Source organism: Streptomyces pyxinicus (assembly GCF_024753135.1).
Taxonomy (GTDB): domain Bacteria; phylum Actinomycetota; class Actinomycetes; order Streptomycetales; family Streptomycetaceae; genus Streptomyces; species Streptomyces pyxinicus.
Window position 1 is genome coordinate 69,988 of the sequence record NZ_JANUGP010000014.1, and the last position, 19,070, is coordinate 89,057.

Genomic DNA, 19,070 nt, shown 5'->3' on the forward strand with positions numbered 1-19,070 from the left:
CGCGGCGCCCGACGGCCACCGACACGCCACCGACACGCCTCCGACGCGCTTCCGACAGACCCCGGCACCGCGCGCATCCCGCATGTCGCCCCCCTGTCGGCCTCTGTCGGTGAACTGTCGGTGCGCACCGGGATCTTCGAGGGGTACCGCCCGGCACCAGCTCGGCGGCATACCGCGAGGAGGAACCATGCGCCCCACCCCCGTCACGATCATCGGTGCCGGACTCGGCGGCCTCACCCTGGCCCGTGTCCTGCACGTCCACGGCATCGCGTCCACCGTCTACGAGGCGGAGGCCTCCCCGATGGCACGCGCACAGGGCGGAATGCTCGACATCCACGACTACAACGGCCAACTCGCCCTGGAAGCAGCCGGATTGTTGGAGGAGTTCCGGAGCATCGTCCTGGCGGGACGGCAGGCGATGCGGATCCTCGACCGGAGCGCGTCCGTGGTGTTCGAGAAGGGCGACGACGGCACGGGAGGCCGCCCCGAGGCCCAGCGCGGCGAGCTGCGGCAGATGCTGCTCGACTCCCTGCCGGCCGGCACCGTCCGGTGGGGTCACAAGGTGCACGAGGTCCGGTCCCTCGGCGGGGGCCGTCACGAGGTCACGTTCGCCGACGGGGCCACGGTCGTCACGGACCTGCTGGTCGGGGCGGACGGCGCGTGGTCGCGGGTCCGGCCGCTGCTCACCGACGCGCACCCCGAGTACCTCGGCACGGCGTTCGTGGAGGTCTACCTGTTCGACGCCGACACCCGGCACGCCGCCGCCGCGAAGGCCGTCGGCGGCGGGTCCATGATCGCCCCCGCCCGGGACAACGCGATCCACGCCCATCGCGAGAGCGGCGACACCCTGCACACGTACGTGCAGCTGACCAAGCCGCTGGAGTGGTTCGCCGCCATCGACTTCACGGACGCCCCCGCGGCCGTCCAGCGGATAGCGGAGGAGTTCGACGGCTGGGCGCCGGAGCTGACCGCGCTGATCACCGACGCCGACACCGCGCCGGTGCTGCGCCCGCACTACGCCCTCCCGGACGGCCACCGCTGGGACCGGGTGCCGGGGATCACCCTGATCGGCGACGCCGCACACCTGAGTGCCCCGAACGGTGAGGGCGCCAACCTGGCCATGCTCGACGGCGCCGAACTGGCCGGCGCCATCGCCGCCCAGCCCGGCGATGCCGAGGCCGCGTTGAGCATCTACGAGCAGGCCATGTTCACGCGCATGAGAGAGGCCGCCGACGAAGACCTGGCCGTCCTCATGGAGCCGGTGTTCGGCGACAACCCGCCGCAAGCTCTGGTCGACATGATCGTTGAACACCGAAGGAGCACTCGGGGCGGCACGCCGCAGTGATCTGACGTAGGGCCCGTCAGCATCCCGGGTGGCGGAAGAATGGACATCGGCAAGCCATTTCAGCCTGAATAAGTCAATTCGGGCTGGTATGGCTGCCAGGCGGGGCCTTACCCGCGACGGAGACGGCAACCGCCAGTCCACATCGGCGGATACGTGAACTGGGCCGCGAAAGTCAAGTGTTGACTTGTCCTTCGCCGGTAATTGAGGATCACAGCGTGTCACGGAACCCCCCAATGATTCGCTGGACCCACACGACGTCGTGACCAGCTGACCGACGTCCCTTTCCCGGAAGACCTCTCGAAAATCCCCGGCTCCCGAGCATCCCGGCCGGGAATTCCCTCCCCCTTCACGGAGTCGCGCGAGGTGCCGTCCTTCAGTGCGCCCAGTTCCTCCCCGGTCCCACCCCGACAGGAAGGTCAGGCCTTGCCGGTGCAGCCCGTCCCTCGTCCCGTCCGGCCCGCGCCCACGGTCCGCCCCGCCTCCTTCGCCCAGCAGCGCCTGTGGTTCCTGGCCCAGCTCCCCGGAGCGAGCGTCGCCTACAACGAGACCATCGCCTTCACGCTCACCGGCCCACTCGACCGGCACGCCCTGCGAGCGGCCTTCGACAGACTGACGGAACGCCATGAAACGCTGCGTACCCGCCTGGTGGCCGAGGCCGGCGGAGTCGTCCAGCACATCGACCCGCCGGGCAGCGGATTCGCCCTCGCCTGCGAGGACCTGACCGGTGAGGCCGACCCGGACGCCACCGTGACGCGACGCCAACAGCAAGAGGCCGCCCGGCCGTTCGACCTGGAGCACGGCCCGCTCGGACGGGGCAGCCTGCTGATCCTCGGCGCCGAACGCCACGTACTCCTCCTGACGTTCCATCACAGCGTCTACGACGGCGCGTCGATGAACGTGATGATGCGGGAGGCCGGCGAGCTCTACGCCGCCTCGCTCACCGGCGCCCCCGACCCCCTGCCCGCGCTTCCCGCCCAGTACGCCGACCACGCACACGCCCAGCGTGAGGCGGTTCTCGGCGGCGGCCTCGCGGCCCAGGAGCAGTACTGGAAGCAGGCCCTGCGGGACGCGCCCGTCGCGCTCGAACTGCCCACGGACAGACCCCGCCCGGCCGAGCAGGACTACACGGGCGGGCGCGTCGAGTTCACCCTCGACGCCGACACCACCACCGCCCTGCGCGGTCTGGCGCGCCGGCACGGCGCCACCCTGTTCGTGGCCCTGCTGACCGGCTGGTCGGTGCTGCTGTCCCGGCTGTCGGGCCAGGAGGACATCGTTGTCGGCAGCCCGGTCGCCGGCCGTCGCGGACCCGGCGCCGCCGCGCTCATCGGCTTCCTCGTCAACTCCCTGCCGTTGCGCGTCGACCTGTCCGGCGCGCCCACCGCGTCCGAGGCACTGACCCGCACCCGCACCGCCGTACGCGACGCCCTCGCCCACCAGGACCTGCCCTTCGAGCGCGTCGTCGAACTGGTCAACCCGCCGCGCAGCGCCTCCCGCACCCCCGTGTTCCAGACCATGCTGGCCTGGGTGCCCGACCGGCACGACCTGCTGCGGCTGCCCGGCGTCGAGGCCGCACCGCTCCCCATCGCCGACGCCCCGGCCAAGTTCGACCTCGCCCTGGCGGCGACCGAGTCACAGGGCGGGATCACCGGGCACCTCGACTACGCCTCGGCGCTCCTCGACCACACCACCGCCCAGCGCTGGGCCTCCCACCTGTGCCATCTGCTCACCGACCTGACCCGGCACCCCGAACGCGACGTCAGGGACCTGGAGCTGATGGGCCCGGACGAGCGGCTCCGACTGATCCGCGAGGGCGACGCCACGGCCCTCGCCCCCACCGACCCCGCGTCGGCCGCCCTGCGCACCGCCGACGGGATCGCCTCCCTCTTCGAGTCCCAGGCCCGCCGGCACCCCGACCGGACCGCCGTGGTGGACCGGGACGGCACCCTGGGGTACGCCGTACTCGACCGGCGCGCCAACCGGCTCGCCCACGCCCTCGCCGCCCGGGCGGTGCGCCCCGGGGACGTCGTGGGCCTGCACGCCCGCCGCACCCGCGACCTGGCCGTCGGCATCCTCGGCATCCTCAAGGCGGGCGCCGCCTACCTCCCGCTCGACCCCCAGCAGCCCCGCGAACGGCTCACCGGCATGGTCGCCGACGCGGCCTGCCCCGTCGTACTCAGCGACCACGCGCCCGGGGACCGCCCCGACGAATGGCTGGACCTCGCCGCCGTGGAATCCGAGGGCGCGACCGCGGAGATCCCGCCCGCCGGCACCGGGCGCGCTCCGGACCGCCTGGCCTACGTCATCTTCACCTCCGGGTCCACGGGCCGGCCCAAGGGCGTCGCCGTGGAACACCGCAGCGTCCTCAACCTGTTCGCGACCTGGCAGGACCGGATGGGCGCCGCGCCCGGCGAGGCCGGTTCGGCCTGGTCGAGCATCGGCTTCGACGCCTCGGTCCACGAACTGCTGCTGCCCCTGACCACGGGCGGGGCCGTGCACATCGTCCCCGAGGACGTGCGCGCCGACCCGGACGCCCTGATGGCATGGCTGCGCGAGCACCGGATAGTCCAGGCGTTCTTGCCGCCCGCCTACGTCAAGTGGATCGACGAGGACCCCGCCGGACGCCTGCGCGGCCTGTCGCTGCGCAAGCTGCTGACCGGTGTCGAGTCCCTGACCGAGGCCGCCCTGCACCGGATGACGCGGCACCTGCCCGGCCTGCGGATCTGCTTCGGCTACGGCCCCACCGAGGCGACCCTCTACAGCACCGCCCACTACGACCCGCGCCCGCTGGAGCGGCCGTGCCCCATCGGCCGCCCGCTGCCCGGAACCCGCTTCCACCTGCTCGACGGCCGGATGCGCCCGGTACCGCCCGGCGTGGTGGGGGAGGTGTACCTCGGCGGAGCGTCCCTGGCCCGCGGCTACCTCGGCCGCCCCGACCTCACCGACGAACGCTTCGTCCCGGACCCCTTCACCCCCGGTGAACGCCTCTACCGCACCGGCGACCTCGCCCGCCGGGACCACGACGGCCACGCCCACTACGCGGGGCGCGCCGACGACCAGGTCAAGCTGCGCGGCTTCCGTATCGAACCGGCGGAGGTCGAGGCCGCCCTCATGGCGCTGCCCGGGGTCCGCGAGGCCGTGGTCCTCGCCGACCGGGACGCGGCCGGACAGCCCCGCCTGGTCGCCGGAGTCGGTCGGGCCGCCCCGCGGGAGCACGGCGCCGACGACCCGCGCACCGCGCTCGCCCGCCGGCTGCCGGACTACATGATCCCCGCCGTCGTCCTCGAACTGGACTCCCTCCCGCTGAACCGCAGCGGCAAGGCCGACCGTGCGGAGCTGCTGCGGCTCGTGCACGAGCGCACCTCGGACCAGGTCAACACCGCGGCCCCCCGCGACCACGTCGAACACGCCCTGTACCGCATATGGCAGGACATCCTGGTCCACCCCGGCATCGGCGTCGGCGACAACTTCTTCGACATCGGGGGCACCTCGCTGTCGGCCATCAAGATGGCTCACCGGGTCACCGAGACGTTCGGCCGCCCGCTGCCCGTCGCGGAGGTCATGCTGCGGCCCACCATCGAATCGCTCGGCGCGCTGCTGCGCGAGGACGGCGACGACCGTGCTCCCGGCAGCCTCATCGAGTTCCGCCGCGGCACCGGCGCCCGGGTGGTGTGCGTCCACCCCGCCGGCGGCACCGCCTTCTGCTACCTGCCCCTGGCCGCCTCCCTGCCCCCGCGGGCCGGGCTCTACGGCATCCAGTCACCCGGGGTGAACCCGGGAGAGGACGTCCTGCCGACCGTCGAGGCGATGGCCGAGGCCTACCTGCGGCTGCTCGAACCCCTCGGCGACGGCCCCCTCGTCCTCACCGGACTGTCCTACGGCGGCCTCGTCGCCCACGAGATGGGACGCCTCCTCGGCCGGGCCGGGCGCCGGGACGTGAGCGTCGTGCTGCTCGACACGCAGGCCACCGACGACGCCGCCGCCCGCGCGGAGATCACGGCCGTCGACCCCGCCGAGTTCCGCGACAAGCTCGTCCGGTTCAACGGGATGTACCCCGGCATCGACGACGCGCAGGTCGAGCGGTACTACCGGATCTACAACCACAACCGGCTGACCGCCCGCGACCACCTGCCGGCCGCATCCCCGGCCCGCCTGGTCCTCGCCCAGGCCGTACCCGACGGCGCCGACACCCCCTTCCACGCGGAGGTACGGGAGTTCTGGCGGCGGCGGGCCGAGGGCGAGTTCCGCGTCGAGACGCTGGAATGCGACCACTGGGAAGTCCTCGAAGGCGACCAGGCCATCCGCGTCGGCGCACTGCTCACCGCCGAACTGGTCCACCACGGCACCGGCCGCGCCGACGCGCGAGCCCTGGCCACGTCCGCGCGGGAGGCGTGATGAACCAGCACACTCACCCCGGCCCGCTCGCCGGCGCCGTCCTCGCCCAGGCCCGCCGCACACCCCGCGCCGTGGCCGTCGAGGACGGCACCCGGCTGCTCGACTACGCCGAACTCGACCTGCTCAGCGGCCGGGTGGCCGCACGGCTGCACGCGCTGGGCGTTCGTCCCGGACAGGCCGTCGCCGTCGCCCTGCCCCGCTCCTGGCACCTGGTCTGCGTCCTGCTCGGCATCCGCCGGGCCGGCGCCACCGTCGTACCGCTGGACCGGCTCAGCCCGGCCGACCGGCAGCGCCACATCCTCCGGGACAGCGCCGCCGTGACGGTGATCCGCGAGGAGACGAGCGCGTCCGACGAGGTGTCCGCCGAAGCGCTCCTCACCCCGCTCGAACCGGCCCCGGAAGCACACCCGTTGGCGGACGGCGCCGCACCCGACGCCGCCGCCTTCGTCTTCTACACCTCCGGCAGCACCGGCCGTCCCAAGGGTGTCGAGGTCACCGACGACGGCGTCCTGCGGCTGGCTCAGCCCGGCTACATCGACCTGCCGCCGGGCGCCCGGTACGCCTGCCTGTCCAACCCCGCCTTCGACGCGCTCAGTTTCGAGGTCTGGACCCCGCTGCTGACCGGTGGCACCTGCGTCGTCCTCGACGACACCGAGGTGCACAGCCCGCACCGGTTCGCCGACGCCCTGCGCGCCCGCCGCGTCGACACGCTGTTCATCACCGTCGCCCTGTTCAACGCGGTCGTGGAGAAGGTGCCCGGCTGCTTCGCCGACACCGCCCGGGTGCTCGTCGGCGGTGAACGCCTCAACGCCCCCCTGATCCGCCGCTGGTACGAGGCCAACCCGACTGCGCGCACCGTCCTGCACAACGCGTACGGGCCGACGGAGGCCACGACCTTCGCCCTGTGCCACCCCATCCCGCGCGACTTCACCGGCGACGACGTCCCCATCGGCACCGCGCTGCCCGGCACCGGCGTCCTGCCGCGCACCGGCGACGGACGCCCCGCCGAGCCCGGCGAGGTGGCCGAACTCTGGCTGTCCGGCCCCGCCCTGGCCCGCGGCTACCGCAACCTGCCCGACCAGACCGAGCGCGCCTTCGTCCGGCTGCCGGACGGTGACGGGACCCCGGTCCGCTGGTACCGCACCGGCGACCTGGTCCGCCGGGACGCCGAGGGCCGGCTGACCTACGTCGGCCGGGCCGACCGGCAGGTCAAGGTGCGCGGCTTCCGCATCGAGCCCGGCGAGGTCGAACGGCGGCTGCTGGCGCACCCCGCGATCCGGCGGGCCCATGTGTGCACCCGGCGCGACGCGGCGGACCTGAACGAACTGATCGCCTTCCTCGTCCTCGGCGACGACCTCACCTTCGCCGCCTACCAGGACCACCTCGCCGCCTCCCTGCCGCCCTACATGCGCCCGCACCGCACCCATCCCGTGAACGAACTCCCGCTGACCGCCAACGGCAAGGTCGACGAGGCCGCCCTGCTGCGGGACGCCGGCACCCCCTGGCGCGGCAGCGACCCGGGCGAGGCGGACATCACCGACGCGCAGCGGCCCGTACTGGAGATCGCCGAGGACATCCTCGCCGTCACCGGACTGCGCCCCGGCGACCGCTGGATACCGAGCGGCGGCGACTCCCTGAAAGCACTCCGGTTCCGCTTCGAGATCCTCGGCCGCTTCGGCGCCGACCTCCCCCAGGACCTCGTGCTGCGCGCCGACTTCGCCACCCTGGCCGACGCCGTCCACGACCCCGGCGCGGCGGCGGGAACCTACCCGCCCGTCCCGGCCGGCAGCGGCGAGCCGGACGCGCCGGCCACCAGCGAGCAGGAACGCCTCTGGCTGCTGCACCAGCGCGACCCCGCCGACCGCTCCTACGACGTACCGCTCGCCTTCCGCACCCAAGGCCCCGTGGACCCCGCCGCCCTGCGCCGCGCGGCCCGTGCCCTGGTCGCACGGCACCCGGCGCTGCGCACCCGGCTCGTCCCCACCCCCGAAGGCCTGCGCCAGCGCACCGAGGCGCCCTACGACCCCTGGCAGTCACCGGACACCGACCCGGACGCCACCTGGCAGGAGACCGCCGACCGCTTCTTCGCCCACCGCTTCGACCTCGCCGACCCGCGCATGCTGCGGGTGGGCTGGATACGACGCGGCGACGGCGGACTCCTGCTGCTCCACCTGCACCACGTGGCCGTGGACGGCTGGTCCCTCAACCTCCTCTTCCACGACCTCAGCGAGCTGTACCGAGGCACGAGCCCCGGACCCGAACCCACCACCACCCCCCTCGACTTCGCCCGCTGGCAGGGCACCTGGCGCACCGCCCCCGCCTACGCGCAGCGCCGCACGGAACTGCTCGCCCACTACACCCGCACACCGGAGCCCTCGCCCGCCCTGCCCGCGCCCGAAGGACCCGGCCGGCCAGGGGCCGGACTGCTGCGCACCTCCCTCGACCTCGGCCACCGCACCGCGCTGGACCGGCAGGCAGCTCGGCTCGGCCTCACCCGATTCCAGCTCCTGGTGTCCGCGTTCACCGCGAGCGTGTACGGCGTCACCGGTCAGGACCGCCCCCTCGTCGCCGCACCGGTGGCGAACCGGCCGCGCCCCGAATTCGCCGACACCGTCGGCATGTTCGCCAACACCGTGCTCCTCGACCTGGCCGCCACACCGGACGACACCCTCGCCGGGCACCTCTCCGCCCACGCCGACGCCGTACGCGCCGTCCTCGCCGCCGACGACATCGCGCTCGCCGACGTCCTCACCGGCCCCGCCCTGCGCGCCCGCACCCCGCTGTTCGACTACCTCTTCGTCCTGGAGAACACCAGCTTCACCGCGCTCCGCCTCGACGGCTGCGAGACCCGGCCGCTGTGGCCCGAACCCCTGGGCGCCAAGTGCGCGCTGACCCTCTCCGTGGTCGAGCACGAAGCCGGCTTCGACTGCCTGTGGGAGTACCGCGACGACCTCGGCGCCGAGCGCGCCGAGGCGGCGGCACGGCTCTTCCGGCACGCCCTCGACCAGCTGACCTCGGACGCCGGCACGGGCACCACCCTGCGCGAACTCGTCGCCCCCTACCGGAACTCCCTGCCCGACCACGGCCGAGGCAGCACTCCGGAACCCGACTTCACCACCGTCGCAGAGGGCTTCGCCCGGCAGGTGGCCCGCACCCCCGACGCACCGGCCGTCCACGCAGGGGAGGTGAGCCTCACCTACGCCGAACTCGACGCGCAGACGAACGAGTTGGCCGCCGCCCTGCGCGCCCGCGTCCCCTCCGACCCCGCCGCCCCGGCGAGCATCGCGCTCTACCTCCAGCCGTCCGCCGAACACGTCGTCGCCCTGCTGGCCGCCGCCCGGCTCAACGTCACCGTCGTCCCCCTGGACCCCGCCTACCCGCCGGCCCTGCTGCGGCACGTACTCGACCAGGCCGACCCCCTCTGCGTCCTGGCCGCCCCCGGCGACCTGGCGGCGCTCGACGCCCTCGCGCCACCGGACCTGCCCAGACACCCGCTCACCCTGGCCGCCGACCCGCAGTCCGCCCCGGTACCTCACCAACACCCCGCCCTGCGACCCCTGTACACCCTCTTCACCTCCGGGTCCACCGGCACCCCCAAGGGCGTCCAGGTCCCGGATTCGACCCTGTGCAACCTGCTCACCTGGCAGCGCACCGAGGGCGGACTCGAACGGCTCGCCGTCACCCAGCAGTTCTCCATGCTCTCCTTCGACGTCTCCTTCCAGGAGATCCTCACCACCCTCTGCTCCGGTGGCCTGCTGCGGCTCGTACGGCCCGCCTGGCGGCAGGACGTCCCGGCGCTGCTGGAGCAGTTGGAGAGCGGGGGAGCGGAGCGGATCTTCCTGCCGTACGTGGCCCTGCAACTGCTCGCCGAACACGGCGTGCGCACCGGCCGCTTCCCCTCCAGGCTCCGCGAAGTCATCACGGCGGGCGAGCAGTTGGTGTGCACCGACGCGATCCGCCGCTGGTTCGCCGGCCTGCCCGGAGCGCGTCTGTTCAACCACTACGGCCCGACCGAGACCCACGTCGTCACCGGTCTGTGCCTCGACGGCGACCCGGCCCACTGGCCGGCCCGGCCCGCCATCGGCCGGCCCGTGTCGCACGCGGTGCTCCGCGTGGTGGACGAGCACGGGCTGCCCGTGCCGCCCGGCGTCACCGGCGAACTGCTCGTCGGCGGCCCGATGGCCGGACGCTGCTACCTGGGCGACGCCGCCGCCCACGAGGGCCGGTTCCTCGACGACCCGGACCTCGGCACCTTCTACCGCACCGGCGACCAGGCCCGCTTCGACGCGGAGGGCCTGCTGCACTACGCCGGCCGCGACGACGGCCAGGTCAAGCTCGGCGGGCACCGGCTGGAGCTGGGACAGGTGGAGGCCGCCCTGCTGCGGTTCCCCGGTGTGACCAACGCCCTCGCGGTGGTGGCGGACGGGCGGCTGGTGGCGGCGCTCCAGTGCCGGAGCGAGGACCCCGACCCCGCGGAACTCGCCGGGCACCTGGCGCGTCTGCTGCCCGCCCACATCCGGGTCGCCCGCTTCCGCCGGCTGTCCGAGCTGCCACGCACCCCCAGCGGCAAGGCGGACCGCCGGGCCGCGCTGACCGCCCCCGGCCACGACCTGCGCGGACCGGCCGGTACGACGGCGGCCCTCAGCCCGCTGGAACGGCGGCTCACCGAGCTGTTCGAGAGCGTCACGGGCCGGACGGTCGCCCCGGACCAGCGGTTCTTCGACGCGGGCGCGACCAGCCTCGACCTGATGCGCTTCCAGTTGCGATGCGCGGGGGAGGGCGACCTGCCGTTCACCGTGCCCGACCTGTTCGAACACGTCACCCCGCGCGCCCTGGCCCGGCTCCTCGACGGCCCCGACCATGCCGGAGAGGCGGCGCCGCTCACGCCGTACCACCGCGCCGACGAACCCGTGGCCGTCGTCGGCATGGCCGTCCGGCTGCCCGGCGCCCCCGACCTCGCCGCCTTCTGGGATCTGGTCGTCTCCGGGCGGCGCGGCATCGAGCACTTCGCGGCGGAGGACGGACGCGTGGGCGCCCGCAGCCAGGTGGCGGGGCTGCTCGCCTTCGACCCCGGCCGTTTCACGATCAGCCCGCAAGAAGCCCGGCTGATGGATCCCCAGCAGCGGCACCTGCTGATGAACTGCGTGGAAGCCCTCGCGCACGCCGGGCTCGGCGACCCGGGGGCGCAGCGGATCGGACTGGTCGCCTCCTGCGGGGAGAACACCTACTTCCAGCGGATGCTGCGCGAGGGCGACCCCGACGCGCTGCCCGACGGCTTCCGGCTGGCCCTGCACCACGAGAAGGACTTCCTCGCCACCAAGGCCGCCTACCACCTCGGCCTCACCGGGCCCGCGCTCACGGTCCAGTCCGCCTGCTCCAGCTCGCTCGTCGGCGTGCACGTCGCCACGGGGATGCTGCGGCAGGGCGACGCCGACGTGATGCTCGTCGGCGGGGTGCTGATCGACACCGAACTCACCGACGGCTACACCTACCGGCCCCAGCACATCTTCTCGCCCGACGGACACTGCCGGCCCTTCGACGCGGATGCCCAGGGCACCGTCGGGGGAAGCGGCGCCGCCACCGTCGTCCTCAAGCCGCTCTCCGCCGCCCGCCGCGACGGCGACACCGTATACGCCGTCGTCACCGGCTCCGGCGTCAACAACGACGGTGGCGACAAGCTCGGTTACAGCGCCCCCGCCCTGGCCGGACAGCGCGAGGCGATCCGGGCGGCGCTCGCCCGCAGCGGACGCCGGGGCACCGACCTGGGATACGTCGAGGCCCATGGCACCGGCACCCGGCTCGGGGACCCGGTGGAGGCCACCGCGCTCCGCCAGGCGTACGGCCTCACGGACGACGCGCGGGTGGCCCTGTCCTCCGTGAAGAGCCAGATCGGCCACCTGGGCGCGGCGGCGGGAGTCGTCGGCCTGGTCCGCGCGGTGCTCGCCGTCCACCACGGGACCGTCCCGCCCACGGCCGACTTCGGCCGGCTCAACCCCGAGATCGCCGACGGCCCGTTCCGCATCCCCGTCACGGCCGAACCCTGGCCGCGGGACGTGCCCCGAGTGGCCGCGGTGAGCAGCTTCGGCATCGGCGGCACCAACGCCCATGTGCTCCTGGAACACCCGGGCGACGGCACGGACACCTCCCCGGGCGAGCCGCTGCCCTGCCTGGTGCTGTCCGGCAGTTCCACGGCGGCGGTCCGCGAGGACGCCCGACGCGTCGCCGCCTACCTCGAAGCGCACCCGGCGGCCTACCCGCGTGTCCTGCGCCATCTCCAGACGGGCCGACCGGCGTTGAGCCGGCGCGCGGCGGCGGTCTGCCCGGAAGCGGCCTCCGCCGTCGCCTGGCTGACCTCCGACTTCGACATCACGACACCGCGCGACCCGCTTCCCGCCCGGGAACAGGAGAGGGACCCGCACGCGCTCGCCCGCGCCTGGACCGACGGCCACCTCCTCCCCCCGCCGGACGGCGGTCCCGCCCCCGCGCCCTGGGACTTCCCGCCACCCGCCTTCGACACCGCCGAGTACGACTTCCCCCGCGCACCCCGCACACCCCGCCCCGAGCAGGCCGAGCGACCGGCCGACGACACCCCGCGCCCGCGCCGGCTGCCCGCCGACCAGTGGCTGCACCAGCCCGTGTGGACCCGGCTGCGCCGCGCCCGCACCGGTGCCGCCGCCTCCCCGCGCACCGCCGTCGTGGTCGTGGCGGCCGAGGACGACGCCACGTCCTGGCGGTTCCTGGAGCGGCACTACGCCCGCGTGGTGACCGTCCGCGCCGGACAGGCCCTCACCGCCCTCACCGGGGACCACTGCACGGCCGACCCGGCCGACCCCGGCCACCTGGCCGCCCTGCTGGACCGCCTCGCCCCGACGGCCGCCGCCGGCATCGACTGGCTGCACGCGCTGCCCCTGTCCCTCGGCACCGGCCTGGACGAGGGAGCCGTGGAGACCGCCCAGTGGGCCTGCCTCGACACCGTCGCGGTCCTCGCCCGCGTCCTCGCCGACCGCCCGGACGCGCACCGGCCGCGCGTCTGGCTGCTGACCCACGGGGCCCAGCCGGCCGGCGGCACCGTCGACACCCCCACGGCCGCCCTGCTCGCCGCGGCCCTCGACGTCCCGCGCCAGGAACTCGGGGTGGCACCCCGCTGGGCCGACCTGCCCGCGCCGGACCCGGCCCGCTGGGCGGCCCACCTGCCCGACCTGCTGCTCGGCGCGACGCCCGGCGCGACGGCCACCGCCCTGCGCGACGGCTTCTGGTGGCACCGCACCGACCAGCCCGTCACCGTCCCCCCACCGGACCCGGCCGCCCTCCGTGCCGTAGCCACCGGCACGCACCTCATCCTCGGCGGCACCGGCGGCATCGGCGGCACCCTGGCCGCGCGACTGCTGGAGGACCCGGGCAATCGGGTCGTCCTGGTCGCGCGCGGGACCGGCATCCCGTCGGCGCTCCTCACCCACCGGGACCGCGTCACGCACGTAGCGGCGGACCTCGCCAGCGAGGATCTGCCGTCCCTCGCCGACCGGCTCGCCCCGCACCTGCGGAACCTCACCGGCATCGTGCACGCGGTCGGCACGCCCGACGGCCGCCTCCTCGCCCGCCGCGACCCCGCGACCGCCCGCCGCGCCACCACCGCCAAACTGCGCGGCGCCCTGCTCACCGAGCGGCTCATCGCCGCACACCGCCCCGACTACGCCGCCTACTGCTCCTCGATGGCCGCCCGGTACGGGGGAGTCGGACAGTTCGACTACGCGGCGGCCAACGCCTTCCTGGACGCCTGCGCCCACCACGCGCCCGCCGAAGGACCGGACACCACCGCGCGCCTGAGCATCGCGTGGGACGCCTGGCGCGAGGTGGGCATGGCCCAGCACACCGAGGCCGCCGACGCCCGCCACCGCGACCACCTCGCCGTGGCGCTCACCCCCGGCGACGGCGCGGCGGTCTTCGCGCAGGCCCTGCACCTGCGCCTGCCCCACCTGCTGGTCAGCACCACACCCCTGGACCAGGCACACCACTTCTACGAACCGGCCGCCGCACCGCGCACCACGTCCACCGCCCCGCACGGCGACCCCGCCGCCGACCTCGCCGAGATCCTGCTCGACCTGCTCGGCGTGGACACCCTCGACCCAGGCGCGGCTCTCTACGACCTCGGCGCCGACTCGCTCACCCTGATCGAACTGCTCGACGAGGTGAAACGCCGCTACGGCACCGACATCGAACTGTCCCGGCTCAGCCACCAAGTGAGCCTGGCCGAGATCCTCGGCCACCTGAGCGCGGGCACCCCGGCCGCCGCCGGCGTGGACGTCGAGGTCTGGCAGCACGGCACCGGCCGGGACGTGCTCTGCCTCGTCCATCCGATCGGCGGTGACATCCAGGCCTACCGCCCGCTCGTCGCCGCCCTCCCCGACGAGCCGACGGTCTGCCTGATCGCCGACCCGCGACTGCGCGACCCCGCCCTGCCCGCCCACTCCATCACCGACCGCGCCGCCCACTACCTGGAGGCCGTGCGCGCGGCCTTCCCCGAACCGGACCGCCGACTGCGGCTGGCCGGCTGGTCGTTCGGCGCCTGGACCGCCCTGTCCATGGCCGCGCTCGCCGAGGCCGACGGCCGGCCCGCCGACTCCGTGCACCTGCTGGACCCGCCGCCGCCGGACGCGGGCGACCGGCTCGCCGCCTACGACGATCAGCAGGTCGACGCCGTCTTCGCGCGCGAGCTGACGGGCAACGAGGGCGGCGCGCCGAGCCGTTCCGGCCGGGCCTACGCCGAACGCCTCGCCGACTGCTGCCGTGCCAACCTCGCGGTCATGGCCGGACACCACCCGCCCCGGCTCGAAAGAACTCCCGCCACCGTGTGGCTCGCCGGCCGTCCCGTCGAGGACGGCGTCCTCGCCCCCGAGCCGGCCGCCCCGGGCGCGTGGGACGCCCACCTGCCCGCGCCGTACGCGCTCCACCACGTCGACGCCACGCACTACGAACTCGTCGCCGAACCCCACGTGCGGGCCGTCGCCGCCACCCTCGCGGCCCACGCCGACGAAGCACCGACCCGCCCCGCCCACCCCTGAACCCACGGAGGCTGCTCATGGAGGACTACGCGCTGGAGGCCGTCGAACGGCTCACCACCCGCCCCGCCGAGCCGTACGACACCCTGACCGTCACCCCGATCACCCCCGTGCTGGGCGCGGAGGTCACGGGCCTCGACCTGTCCCGCGAGCTGACGCCCCAGCAGGAGAAGGAACTCAAGCACGCCTTCCGCACCCACCACGTCCTGGTCTTCCGCGACCAAGACCTCACCCCGGAACGGCACAAGCGGTTCGCGGAGGTCTTCGGAGCGCTGCACCCCGTCGCCCTCGCGCGCGAGGGGTCCGACCCGCACATCCTGGAGATCAAGGCCGACAAGGAGTCGAAGGCCGTCGCCGGCAACGGCTGGCACGCCGACGGCACCGCCGACCCCGAACCCTCCCTCGGCTCCATGCTCTACATCACCACCATGCCCGAGGGCGGCAGCGGCGGCGACACCCTGTTCGCCAACATGCACCTCGCCTATGAACTGCTCTCACCCGCCCTGCGCGGCTTCCTCGACAGCCTCACCGCCCTGCACGACGGTGCTCTGCCCTGGACCGCCGCCGGGCTGACCCCGCCGCCCGAGTACGACGTGCCGCGCACCGAACACCCCGTCGTCGTACGGCACCCCGAGAACGACCGCAAGCTGCTGTTCGTCAACGCCCCCTACACCTCGCACATCACCCAGCTCTCCCGCGGCGAGAGCGACGCCCTGCTGGACATGCTGTACGCCCACATCGCCCGCACCCCGCTGCTGCACTGCCGGGTGCGCTGGCAGGAGCGGACCCTTGTCTTCTGGGACAACCGCAGCGTCCAGCACCACGCCGTCTGGGACTACTTCCCGCTCACCCGCGAGGGCCGCCGCGTGGCCATCGACGGCTCCCCGCTCAAGGCCTGAACCGGCCGGCTCCGAGCGGCCCGCCGCCCCTGGCCGCACCAGGGGCGGCCCCGGAAACCGAAAACCCCTTGCGCAATGGTCAAGAAGTGTTGACCATTGCAGTCATGCCTACCGACGATCTCCCCGAGACGTTCCACGTCACCACTGACGAGCAGCTGCGCGCCGTTTCCAACCTCACGCGTCACCGGATCATGGCCGTGCTCCGCTTCGAGCCCGCGTCGATCACGCAGATCGCCGAGCGAGTGGGCCTGGCGAAGGGAAGTTCCAGCTATCACGTACGGCTGCTGGAGCGGGCCGGCCTGGTGAAGGTGGTACGAACCCGCAAGGTCCGGGGGGTCACCGAGCGGTACTACGCGATGGCCGCGCGAGCGATCGTGCTGCCTGATCCGGGCGAGGGGGGCCCGGATGTACTGATGCGGCACGCGGTGGCGGACCTGGAGGCTGCGCCGGTGGAGGGCGAGCGGCATGTGCGGATGGCGCATCTGCGGCTCACCCAGGAGCAGTTCGTGGAGCTGGGAGCCCGGCTTGAGGCACTGGCGGACGAGTACCGGGAGCTGTCCGATCCGTCCTTGCCGGACGCCTCACTCGTCTTCGCGCTGTTCCACCCGGCAGCGCGCGAGCAGGCCGAGGGGGAGGCCAAGTGACCTCGGTCCATGAGAAGTTGCCGACCGGGTTCGCGCGTCTGTGGACCGCGCAGACGGTGTCCTCACTCGGGGACGGGGTGACACATGCCGCACTGCCGTTGCTCGCGCTGACGTTGACACGAAACCCGATGGCGCTCGCCGTCGTCACGGCTGCCGGAACGCTGCCGTGGCTGCTCTTCGGGGTGATCGGCGGTGCGCTGGTGGACCGCTGGGACCGTCGGCGCACGATGTGGGCCACGGACGTGCTGCGCGCGGTGCTGCTCGCGATACCGGCAGTCGCCGCCGCGCTCGACGTGCTGAGCATCCCGCTGCTCGCGGCGGTCGCCTTCCTCCTCGGCCTCGGCGGACTCTTCTTCGACACGGCCGCCACGGCCTACCTGCCGGATCTGCTCGGCCGTGAACCCGCGCTCCTGCAGCGCGCCAACTCCCGTCTGCGGGGCGCCCAGACCGCCGCGTCCGGCTTCGCCGGGCCGCCCGCGGGCAGTGCCCTGCTCACGCTCGGACGGGCGGTCCCGCTGCTCGCCGACGCGGTCTCGTTCGCCCTCTCCGCACTGCTCGTACGGTCACTGCCGGCCGCACCCCGGCCCGTGCCGCGGGCCCGCGAGTCGCTGCTGCGGCAGGCGCGGGCAGGCGCCTCCTACGTGTTCCGGGATCAGTTGCTGCTCGGACTCGCGCTGCGTCCGGCGGTCGGGAACATCGCCTTCCTCGCCGTGGAGACCGTACTGGCCCTCTTCGCGCACGATCGTCTCGGCATCGGCACCTTCGGCTTCGGCCTGCTTCTCACGGCGGAAGCCACCGGCGGCCTGCTGGGCGCGGGCATCGCCTCCTTCCTCGGCCGACGACTCGGCACCGGCGCCGCGCTCACCTGCACGGCTGCAGTCGAGGGACTGGCCATCCTGGGCCTCGCCGCCGCCCCGAACCCGTACGTCGCCGGTCTCGCGCTCGCCGTGTGCGGCGCGGGCATGGGTGCCACGATGGTGCTCGGGCCCTCCCTGCGACAAGCGATCGTCCCCGCCCACCTCATGGGCCGGGTCGCTTCCACCTCCCGCATGCTCGCCATGTGCGCCGCCCCGTTCGGTGCCTTCCTCGGCGGCTGGCTGGCCACCACCTACGACGTACGCACCCCGCTCTGCGCCGCCGCCGGCCTCCTCCTCGCCATGACCGCGGTCACCGCGACCATGACCAGCAATCGCCGGGTCGAGGCGGCGCTGCGAGCCGCCGCGCTGCCCGCGACCGTCCTCGCTTCGTAGTGTGATGCGACCCCACTCCGATAACATGTTCGAGCTTTGCGATGATGTCCCTCGCCTCGCTCGTCCCTCACCCACCCATGTCAAGCAAACCGGCCGGACCATTGATATCCAGAACAGCGCGGGGCTCCTCCCGCTTCAGCGGGAAGTTCGTGTCGGCCGTGCGGCGGCAGCCGCGCGTCGCGCTCTGGGCCATGGCGGGGGTGGTGGCCCTCGGGTTTTTCGTCGCGCTGGAGATCGCCGCACGCCGCTACTGCGGCGTACCCGGGCCGCTGACGGTCCAGGCGCAAGAACTCGTCCTGCCTCCCAAACCGGGTCCGCTGTACGGCGGTCTCGCGCTGACGATGGTAGTGCTCACCTGGCGGCAGCGGTTCATCGCGGCCGGTGCGGCGATCGGCATCGACCTGGTCTTCGCACTGGCCCGGTGGGCGGCCGGCGTCGAGGTGACCGACGGCCGCTCCTTCGGCAACGGCGCGCTGTGGGTGATGCTCGGCTGCGCGGTCATCGCCGTCACGCGCCGCACCGGCACCGAACGCCTCCTGCTGCTCAAGGGGGTGGGTCTCGGCCTGCTGCTGGTGGCGGGGCGCAAGACCGGTGACACCTGGCTGCTCATCACGTCGAAGACCCGCCCGACGGTGCTCGACCCGTACGTGGCGACCGCCGACCACGCGCTCGGCAACCCGTCCTGGCTGGTGGGCCGGATCGTCCGGGCCACCGATCCGGTGGGTCCCCATCTCCTGGGGCTGATCTACGCCCAGCTCGCGGTGGCCGCGATCGTCGTCGCGGTGTACCAGCTGCGGAACGTGGCGGCCGAGCGGCGCTTCCCGAGCCACCACCTGGTGCGCACCTTCCTGGTGATCGGCCTGCTCGGACCGGCCGTCTACATGCTCTTCCCGGTGGTCGGACCGGTCTTCGCCTACGGCCCGGGCGCCTCCGGCACCGGCGGCCCGCACTGGGCGGTGGCCAACATCTGGCCGGACACCCTGCCGCCGGTCACCGCCCCGCACCCGGTGCTCTACGACGACATCACACCCCGCAACTGCATGCCCAGCCTGCACACCGCGTGGGCCACCGCGATCTTCGTACACACCCGCAAGGGCCCACGCGCCCTGCGCTTCGCGGGCACGTTCTGGCTGGTCGCCACGCTCACCGCGACCCTGGGCTTCGGCTACCACTACGGCGCGGACCTCATCGCCGGCGTCGTCTTCGCGCTCACCGTGGAAGCGGCCCTGCGCGCACTCGACCGGGGCTGGGACCGGGCGGGAATCCACCTGGTCGGCTACGGCACCGTGGTCTTCACCGCGCTCGTCGCGTCGTACCGCTATCTGCCCATGGAAATGGCCCGGCATCCCGCGGTATTCGGACCGCTCCTCGTCCTGGCGATGATCTCGGTGATCTACGGCTACCTCAGAACCACCAAGCTGTGGGAGCCGACTGCCGTGCCAGCCCCCCGGCCGGAACCGCAGCCCGAACCGGTCTGAGGGGCG

At 73.8% G+C, this 19,070-nt stretch carries 7 protein-coding genes; all 7 read left to right on the forward strand.

Going from position 1 to position 19,070, the window contains the following annotated elements; genetic code table 11:
- The first annotated feature begins 187 nt into the window (after window positions 1-187).
- The 7 genes from NX794_RS19610 (at window position 188) to NX794_RS19640 (ending at window position 19,064) form a co-directional block, all read left to right on the forward strand.
- Entirely contained in the window at window positions 188-1,345 is a 1,158-nt protein-coding gene (locus tag NX794_RS19610) for an FAD-dependent oxidoreductase (protein ID WP_258779881.1), read from the forward strand.
- A 429-nt stretch (window positions 1,346-1,774) separates the two neighbouring features.
- Window positions 1,775-5,737: a non-ribosomal peptide synthetase gene (locus tag NX794_RS19615; protein WP_258779882.1), complete on the forward strand. Its 3,963-nt coding sequence runs from the start codon at window positions 1,775-1,777 to the stop codon at window positions 5,735-5,737.
- The gene (locus NX794_RS19620; RefSeq protein WP_258779883.1) at window positions 5,737-14,796 is read left to right on the forward strand and encodes a non-ribosomal peptide synthetase; all 9,060 of its coding nucleotides are present in this window, start codon (window positions 5,737-5,739) and stop codon (window positions 14,794-14,796) included. The genes NX794_RS19615 and NX794_RS19620 overlap by 1 nt, the downstream gene beginning before the upstream one ends.
- Before the next feature lie 17 nt (window positions 14,797-14,813).
- Window positions 14,814-15,692, forward strand: a complete 879-nt coding sequence (locus tag NX794_RS19625) for a TauD/TfdA dioxygenase family protein (protein ID WP_258779884.1) — start codon at window positions 14,814-14,816, stop codon at window positions 15,690-15,692.
- Window positions 15,693-15,796: 104 nt separating this feature from the next.
- Window positions 15,797-16,336: an ArsR/SmtB family transcription factor gene (locus NX794_RS19630; RefSeq protein ID WP_258779885.1), complete on the forward strand. Its 540-nt coding sequence runs from the start codon at window positions 15,797-15,799 to the stop codon at window positions 16,334-16,336.
- A complete protein-coding gene (locus NX794_RS19635) occupies window positions 16,333-17,586 on the forward strand; it encodes an MFS transporter (protein ID WP_258779886.1) in 1,254 nt (417 codons plus the stop codon). The genes NX794_RS19630 and NX794_RS19635 overlap by 4 nt, the downstream gene beginning before the upstream one ends.
- Before the next feature lie 191 nt (window positions 17,587-17,777).
- Window positions 17,778-19,064, forward strand: a complete 1,287-nt coding sequence (locus NX794_RS19640; protein ID WP_258779968.1) for a phosphatase PAP2 family protein — start codon at window positions 17,778-17,780, stop codon at window positions 19,062-19,064.
- The last annotated feature ends 6 nt before the right edge of the window (window positions 19,065-19,070 follow it).

Excerpts from the sequence above, each read along its gene's own strand:
- NX794_RS19610 (WP_258779881.1), top strand. The coding sequence starts at position 188 with ATGCGCCCCACCCCCGTCACGATCATCGGTGCCGGACTCGGCGGCCTC.
- NX794_RS19620 (WP_258779883.1), top strand. The coding sequence starts at position 5,737 with ATGAACCAGCACACTCACCCCGGCCCGCTCGCCGGCGCCGTCCTCGCC.
- NX794_RS19625 (WP_258779884.1), top strand. The coding sequence starts at position 14,814 with ATGGAGGACTACGCGCTGGAGGCCGTCGAACGGCTCACCACCCGCCCC.
- NX794_RS19630 (WP_258779885.1), top strand. The coding sequence starts at position 15,797 with ATGCCTACCGACGATCTCCCCGAGACGTTCCACGTCACCACTGACGAG.
- NX794_RS19640 (WP_258779968.1), top strand. The coding sequence starts at position 17,778 with ATGGCGGGGGTGGTGGCCCTCGGGTTTTTCGTCGCGCTGGAGATCGCC.